At 61.2% G+C, this 7,749-nt stretch carries 6 protein-coding genes; 5 read left to right on the forward strand and 1 reads right to left on the reverse strand.

Annotation, left to right across the window (positions count from 1 at the left end; all coding sequences use genetic code 11):
• Positions 1-85 precede the first annotated feature (85 nt).
• The 3 genes from PH558_RS32385 to PH558_RS32395 all read left to right on the forward strand — a co-directional run bounded on the left by PH558_RS32385 (position 86) and on the right by PH558_RS32395 (position 2,628).
• The gene (locus PH558_RS32385; RefSeq protein WP_285208333.1) at positions 86-1,306 is read left to right on the forward strand and encodes a helix-turn-helix domain-containing protein; all 1,221 of its coding nucleotides are present in this window, start codon (positions 86-88) and stop codon (positions 1,304-1,306) included.
• A 48-nt stretch (positions 1,307-1,354) separates the two neighbouring features.
• Positions 1,355-1,987, forward strand: coding sequence for a Vgb family protein (locus PH558_RS32390; RefSeq protein ID WP_285208334.1), 633 nt, complete (start codon positions 1,355-1,357; stop codon positions 1,985-1,987).
• A 359-nt stretch (positions 1,988-2,346) separates the two neighbouring features.
• The gene (locus PH558_RS32395) at positions 2,347-2,628 is read left to right on the forward strand and encodes a hypothetical protein (RefSeq protein WP_095437682.1); all 282 of its coding nucleotides are present in this window, start codon (positions 2,347-2,349) and stop codon (positions 2,626-2,628) included.
• A 186-nt stretch (positions 2,629-2,814) separates the two neighbouring features.
• On the opposite strand, the gene PH558_RS32400 is transcribed toward PH558_RS32395, so the two are convergent.
• The gene (locus PH558_RS32400; protein WP_095437683.1) at positions 2,815-4,113 is read right to left on the reverse strand and encodes an MFS transporter; all 1,299 of its coding nucleotides are present in this window, start codon (positions 4,111-4,113) and stop codon (positions 2,815-2,817) included.
• Positions 4,114-4,495: 382 nt separating this feature from the next.
• On the opposite strand from PH558_RS32400, the gene PH558_RS32405 reads away from it, so the two are divergent.
• Positions 4,496-6,250 carry a sensor histidine kinase gene (locus tag PH558_RS32405; RefSeq protein WP_285208335.1) on the forward strand — a complete coding sequence of 585 codons (1,755 nt, stop codon included), beginning with the start codon at positions 4,496-4,498 and terminating at the stop codon, positions 6,248-6,250.
• The gene (locus PH558_RS32410; RefSeq protein WP_095437236.1) at positions 6,247-7,551 is read left to right on the forward strand and encodes a sigma-54-dependent transcriptional regulator; all 1,305 of its coding nucleotides are present in this window, start codon (positions 6,247-6,249) and stop codon (positions 7,549-7,551) included. Before PH558_RS32405 ends, PH558_RS32410 begins: the two co-directional genes overlap by 4 nt.
• Positions 7,552-7,749 lie beyond the last annotated feature (198 nt).

Consider the following 7,749-nt stretch of genomic DNA (forward strand, 5'->3'; position numbering starts at 1 on the left):
TCGGCGCTACATCTTGCCAGCCGATATGCGATAACTTACCGCTTGAGGCGTAAGGGGTGGGAGTTACAAGTGTGACGGGATTTCAATGGACTCGCTGATCGTCGCTGCAGCTCAGGCGCTTGCATCAGGCGATGTGCTGGGTGCGCTGAAGCGCGTCGCGCTGCGCGATGATGCCCCGGCGCTGGCACTGCGCGGCATTGCGATGGCGCAGCTGGGCGACCTTGCCCGCGCGAAGGCGTTGCTGAAGAGTGCCGCGCGCGCCTTCGGCCCGCGCGAGACGATTGCGCGCGCCCGCTGCATTGTGGCCGAAGCCGAGATCGCCCTTGTCTCGCGCGACCTCGGCTGGCCCGAGAAAGCGCTGGAGACGGCACGGGCCGCTCTCGAAAAACATGGCGATCAAATCAATGCTGCCCATGCCTGCAATCTGCAGCTACGGCGCCTGCTGCTGGTCGGTCATCTGGACGAGGCCGAGCGGCTGCTCGAAAAACTCGATCCGTCGCCCCTGCCGCCCGCTGTAAAGGCAAGCCATGAACTGGCGGTTGCCGGCATCGCCATCCGCCGCCTGCGCATTCAGCCGGCACGCGCCGCTCTGGCGCGCGCTGAGGAAGCGGCCGGCGAAGCGGGAATCCCCGCGCTTATGGTCGAGGTCCGCGATGCGGCGCGCGCGCTCGATGAGCCGGCGGCGCGCCTGCTTGCGCAGGGGCGGGAAAAGCTGTTGTCGCTCGACGAGGTCGAGACGCTTCTGACGTCCGATACCTTGGTTGTCGATGCCTGCCGCAATGTCGTGCGCAGCGGTGGAGACATCATCTCGCTTGCGAGCCGGCCGGTGCTCTTTGCCTTGGCGCGCACGCTGGCCGAGGCGGCACCCGACGATGCGCCGCGGGCGCTGCTGCTTTCCCGGGCATTTCGCGCCCGTCACGCCGACGAATCCCATCGAGCCAGACTGAGGGTTGAGATTGGCAGGCTTCGCGCCGCCCTGGAGCCGCTTGCCGATATTAATGCGACACAGCACGGTTTCGCGCTAATACCGCGGGGAAAGCGAGATGTCGTAGTGCTGGCACCGCCGGTCGAAGTCGAGAATGCCTCGCTGCTTGCCCTGTTGTCCGATGGAGAATCCTGGTCGAGTTCGGCGCTATCGATCGCGCTCGCGATAAGCCCGCGCACGGTGCAGCGCGCGCTCGATGCACTTGCCGCGGACGGGATGGTGCAGGGCGTCGGCAATGGCCGGGCTCGCCGCTGGATGATGCCGCCGGTTATTGACTTCCCGTCAACATTGTTACTCCCGGGACCACTGCCAAGCGATTAAGCTTTTGCATCATCGAAACTCAACCAATCCCGACTGGAGGATGCATCCATGAAAAAGTCCCAAGCGGAAATCATTCGCGAATATGGCCCCTTCGACAATGCGCCGCGCGTCAACGGCGTCACCTTCGACGGGCAGCACGTCTGGTTCGCTTCCGGCGAAAAGCTGCATGCTCTGAACCCCCAAAGCGGCAAGCAAGTGCGCACGATCGATGTTGCCTCGCACGCCGGCACCGCCTTCGACGGCCGTTATCTCTACCAGATCGCCGAAGACCAGATTCATAAGGTCGACCCGGAAACCGGCAAGATAATCTCCACCATTCCAGCGCCCGGCCACGGCGGCGATTCAGGCCTTGCCTGGAGCGAGGGCAGCCTGTGGGTCGGGCAGCATCGCGGCCGCAAGATCTATGAAATCGATCCCGAAACGGGCGCCATCCGGCGCACAATCGAATCCAACCGTATCGTCACGGGCGTGACATGGGTGGATGGCGAGCTATGGCACGGCACCTGGGAGGGCGACGAAAGCGATGTCCGACGGGTTGATCCGGTGACCGGCGAAGTCCTGGAGCGGCTCGAAATGCCGGAGGGTACCGGCGTTTCGGGCCTGGAATCCGATGGCAAGGACCGCTTCTATGCCGGTGGTGGCGGCAGCGGCAAGCTGCGGGCCATTCGCCGTCCGCGCTGAATGGCGGCAAAGCAGACGTCCTGCGCCTGGAATTGTCGACCGATCCCAGGCGCTCGGTTTCGGAAAGAGTTGACTTACGTCTCCGGCTTGAAAGACTGCATCCGGATCACGACTGGATAGCGCCACATTAAAATTCGTCGAGCCAGAGACGGGGCTTCGGCCTAGATCCTGCGATCGCCATCTCGCGCATTTTGAACCAACCGCAATGCCATGCGTTTCCAACATGGAAGCCATGCCTTGCCGGTCTCGGCTTTCATTGCCATATTTCACTTACCAACCGCATTTCAATCATTTTTAAGTTGCGAGCCGCGCCGATCACGACGGATGTCGTGAACGGTCGGGCGCGCCAAGGAGAAATCATGAGTGAGATCACGAAAAGTCTGGGTGAAATGAACTTGCAGGAGCGCGCCGATCTTATGGCGGCCGTCGCGGATGTACTGCAAGCCACCGCCGAAGAGGCCGAGGAGGATGGCGATGCGCTCGCTGTCACCAATTCGCTGTTTCTGGCATGCAACCTGCGCGGCTGTTCGTCCGATCTTGGCCCGAAGGATCTGAAAGCGGCCGAACTGCTGCTGGAGCAGGGGATCACTTTCATTCACCTGCTGAACGGGCGCAAGAAAAGCCGCACGCCGGTGCATTGACGGTTGCGACCGATGAAGGTCGAGCCCCCAGTCGTTTGTCAGATTGAAAACGGCTCAGGTAGCGAAGCATTTCCGCGTAAAATAACGCGGACTGCTAGAAGCCTCAGGCGGAACATCATGGATGTCCCGCCCTTCCTGTTTGGTTGAGCTTATGTCGGCAGAAACCTTTTCGTCGCGCCTGCTATCTCAATCTTCTTGGATGGCGCTGTCTCGGGCCGTATCCCGCATGAAGAGATAGACGATCAGCGAAATGCCGATCATCGCGGTCACGTACCAATAGAAACCCTGTTCCCAGCCGCTGCTCTTGAATTTCAGCGCCACGAACTCGGCTGTGCCGCCGAATAGTGTGTTGGCAAGAGCATAGGGTAACGCGACGCCGAGAGCTCGGATATGGGCAGGAAACAGTTCCGCCTTCACGACGGCATTGATCGATGTGTAGCCGGTGACGATGACCAGTGCGCCCATGACGAGCAGCCCGGCGATGAATGGATCCCTTGTGGTTTCGAGCGCCGAGAAGATCGGATAGGTAAACAGCACACCGCAGAGACCGAAACCGATCATCAGCGGCTTGCGGCCGATCTTGTCGGAGAGTCCGCCCGCAATCGGCTGCAGCAGCATGAAAATGAATAACGTGATTGCGTTTATCTCGCTCGACGTTTCTCGGCTGAACCCGGAGGTGTTGACCAGGAATTTCTGCATGTAGATCGAATAGGCGTAGAAGGCGAGCGTGCCGCCGGCCGTCAGCAGCATGACGAGCGCGGTTTCCTTGGGGTGCCGGGTGATGAGCATCCAGAAGCCGGATTTCTGTGTATCGCTTGCGCGTACATTCTTGAAGCTTTCGGTTTCGGCCAGGCCGCGCCGCAGCCAAAAGACCACGACTGCAAGTGCCGCTCCCATGAAGAAGGGAATGCGCCATCCCCAGGAATTTAGCTCTTCCGGCGTCATTACCGCCTGCAGCACGATCAGCAGTGCGATTGCGAGAAGCTGGCCCGAGATCAGCGTGACATACTGAAAGGACGAGAAGAAACCGCGGCGCTGGCGGCCGGCCATTTCAGAAAGGTAGGTCGCGGAGGCGCCATATTCGCCACCGACGGAGAGGCCCTGCATCAAGCGGGCGAGAACCAGAAGTGCCGGTGCTACCACGCCGATGGTTTCATATCCCGGCGTCAGCGCGATGATCAGCGACCCCGCGCACATCAGCGTCACCGAAAGGGCGAGACCGGCTTTGCGGCCCTTGCGGTCGGCATAGAGCCCCATGATCCAGGCGCCGATCGGCCGCATGACGAAACCGACGGCAAAGACCGCAGCCGAGTTCAACAGCTGCGCCGTCTGGTCGCCGGCGGGGAAGAAATGCGGTGCGAAATAGAGCGCGAAGGCAGCATAGACATACCAGTCGAACCATTCGACCAGATTGCCGGTGGAACCGCCGATAATCGATTTCAGGCGGTTGCGCCGTTCGGCTGCTCCAGCCTTTGCTGTCGTCACGATGGGATCTTCGAATGTTTTCAGCATTGTTCCTCTCCTCCCGTTCCTGCTTCGGATCGTCGTAGGCGCGCAATAAACCGCCGCGAACGACAAGTTCGCTGGGAGGGGCCGTATGTCTGCGGGGGCGCTGCCGGCCGGTCTCTTCAAGACGGGATCGGCAACGCCAGTTGCCCGGCCACGGCCGGCCTTTCTATCTATTGAGGACCACTCTCCCAGTGCCTGCATTCATACGTGTGGAAGACACAGGGCACGAGGTTTGCGGACTGTACAAAGATATCCTATTGATATATCCCGATTTTCTTCGGGCCACGCGCTGATCTTGATGGTGCTGTGTGCAAGATTCAGCATGGATTTTTTGGAATCCGTGCAATAATCTGCACAGATGAATGGGTCGAACCTCAAGCGAATTGTGTTTCTGGCAGCGGCCGCCTTGGCCGTCGCCGTCGGTATCTGGTGCGCGGCGCTTTCGCTTTCTCGCCAGGACGCACTTGGGCGGCTCCACGCGGAGGCGAGCGGGCTTGCGGTCCAGCATAGTCGTTTGCTCGACAGCGAGCTGGCGCGGTTCCGGCTTCTCCCAATAGTGCTCGGCGAATATCGCGATCTTGGCGAGGCGCTCGCGAGCCCCACAACGGATGCCGCCCGGCGACTCGATCAAAAGCTTGGTTTCCTGGCGCGGGAAACCGGCGCCTATATTATCTACCTCGTCGATCAGAAGGGACTTGTCATTTCCGCGTCGAACGCAGGGACTGAGGACAGCTTCGTCGGCAAGAACTTCAGCTTCCGTCCGTATTTTTCCGAGGCGCTGAAAGACGGCACGGCGGAATATTACGGTGCTGGAGCGATCAGTGGCCGGCCAGGTCTGTTTCTTGCCCGCAGGGTAGGCGATGCCGCCGCTCCGGTAGGAGTGGTCGTGGTCAAATTCGAGTTTGATGCGGTATCGCGGATATGGGCGAACGATCCGGGCGTGACACTCGTCGTCGACGAACACCAGATAATCCTTGCCGCGTCCGATCCGTCACAGGTGCTGACCACGCTTGCGCCGCTGTCGCCGGAAGATCGGGCCGGCATCGTCGCCAGTGGGCAATATCGCGACGCCGCGCTGGGGCCGGGCAAGTATCGCGCCGAGGATACCGGTCGCATACGCGGTCCACGTCATCAGATATTGATTGCGGCGGAGCAGCCGGTCGCCGGCACGCGTCTGCGCCTCCTACATCTTCTTGACACACGTACGGCGTTGCAGGAAGCGCAGGCGGAGGCCTGGCTTCTGGCACTGCCCGCCATCCTGGGGCTGGCCGTCATCGCGGTCGCGATCTGGTGGCGCATGACGCGTGCAGCAAGAGCGGCTGCCGATCGGCGGGCGCTCGAGGAGGCTGTCGCTGCGCGTACGGCCGAGCTGCGCGGCGAGATGGCCGAACGGACGCGGGCCGAAGATCGCTATCGCGATGCCCGTGAGGAACTTGCCCAGGCGAACCGGCTTGCTTCCGTCGGTTCGATCACGGCGGGGTTGATGCACGAAATCAACCAGCCTGTCGCTACCATCCGCACCCTCGCCGAGAATGCCCGCCATCATCTCGCGGCCAATCGCCTCGATCGTGTCGGCGCCAATCTGGATGCCGCGGTCGAGGTGACGGCGCGTATCGGGACGATTACGCAGGAGATGCGGCGGTTTTCGCGCCGCGGTCGGCTGGCGGCGGGAGCGGAGCCGCTCGACGCCATCATTGCCGGCGCCTTGCTGCTGGTCGGAAACCGGTTTCGCAAAGCGGGTGTGCGGCTGGATCTGCCGGCGGAAGGGCAGCCGCATGTGCTTGCCGAACGCGTGCGGCTGGAGCAGGTTATCGTCAATCTGCTGCAGAACGCCATCGACGCCGTTACGGAGATCGCCGATCCGCATGTTGCTCTGCTCGTCAATGCCGAGGGGCGGGATGTGGTGAGGCTGACCGTCGCCGACAACGGCCCCGGCATCGATCCCGCACTGGCCAGGGAAATATTCCGCCCATTCATTACCGGCAAGCCCAATGGGCTCGGTCTCGGGCTCGGGATCGCGCAGGACATCATGAACGATCTCGGCGGATCGTTGACTATCGGTTCGTCGCCGCTCGGCGGCGCGGCATTCGTAATGACTATGAGGCGGGCATGACCCTACAAGCGTCGCAGAAAATCCTTCTGGTCGAGGACGATGGTCCCTTCAATGCAGCGCTTACCGATTCCTTCGTCATAGCGGGCTTCGATGTAGAGGCGCATGGTGATGGGCAGTCGGCCCTGGCAAGCCTTGCAACCGCATTGCCTGGCGTGATCGTCAGTGATATCCGCCTACCCCGCATTGATGGGCACGATCTGCTGGAGGCCGTGCTGGCGCGCGATCCTGATTTGCCTGTTATCCTGATGACTGGCCAAGGCGACATCGCCATGGCGGTCGGGGCGCTGAAACAAGGCGCCTATGATTTCATTGCCAAGCCCTTTGCCACTGATCATCTAATCGCGTCCGTGCGCCGGGCGCTGGAGACGCGTCGGCTGGTGCTGGAAAACCGGCGCTTGAGGCAGGCAGCCGCCGAGGCGGAGGATGCGTCGCCGCTCCTCGGCCAGACGGCGGTCATGGTGCGATTGCGTGAAACGATCCGCCAGGTCGCAAACGCCGACGTGGATGTTCTGATCGAAGGCGAAACGGGTACCGGCAAGGAACTCGTGGCCCGCCTCATCCACCGCTGGAGCAGGCGGCGCGCCCGCAGTTTCATCGCGGTCGATTGTGCCGCGCTGCCGGATGCGATCGCCGACGAGACTCTGTTCGGAAACCGCATCCGGCGCGGGCGCATTGCCGAGGCTGATCGCGGCACGCTGTTTCTCGACGAGATCGACAGCATGTCGCCCCTGCTACAGGGCCGGCTTCTGCGGGTCGTCGAGGAGCGCGAGCTGCCCTCGGCGACCGGCGAGCCGACCCCTGTCGATCTTCGCATCGTCGCTGCGACGAAGAACGATCCGCATGGCCCGGTGGTTGAAAACCGCGTTCGCGCCGATCTACTCTATCGGTTGGAAACCGTCCGGATTCGCATTCCGCCCCTACGGGAGCGCCGCGCTGATATCGGCCTGTTGTTCAGCGCCTTCCTCGACGAGGCCGCCCGCCTGCACGGTGTGCCGCGTCCCCCCATCGACGCCGGGATGGAGGCGCGATTTCTAACCGACGACTGGCTGGGCAATGTCCGGGAGCTGCGCAATTATGCGACCCAAGCGGCGCTTGGCCTTGCCTCCGCTCGCAGCCAACCTTCCGTGGAGCTCGGCCTCTCCGATCAGATGGATCACTTCGAGGCAAACATTCTGCGGGCCACGCTGGAGAGATATGAGGGGGATATTTCTGAGGTCGCACAGGCGCTCAAATTGCCGCGCCGAAGTCTCTATGCCCGTCTGCAACGTTACGGCATCAACCCATCAGCCTACCGTAAGTGAGATCGGTCGCAAGTCGAGAGTGAAAGGGATAGGGCGAGTACAGTTTTACTCACTCAACTTGACGGCGTGATGTGTATTGAGTGTAATTTTCTTCATATCTTTATGGATATGTGATGTATAAAAAAATAGCTTCAATGTGTATTAATCATAATTATTCTGCGTAAAAATAGAGAATAATTAATATATGTTAGAATATTG

This window comes from Rhizobium pantanalense (assembly GCF_030182525.1).
In the GTDB taxonomy this organism is placed as follows: domain Bacteria; phylum Pseudomonadota; class Alphaproteobacteria; order Rhizobiales; family Rhizobiaceae; genus Rhizobium.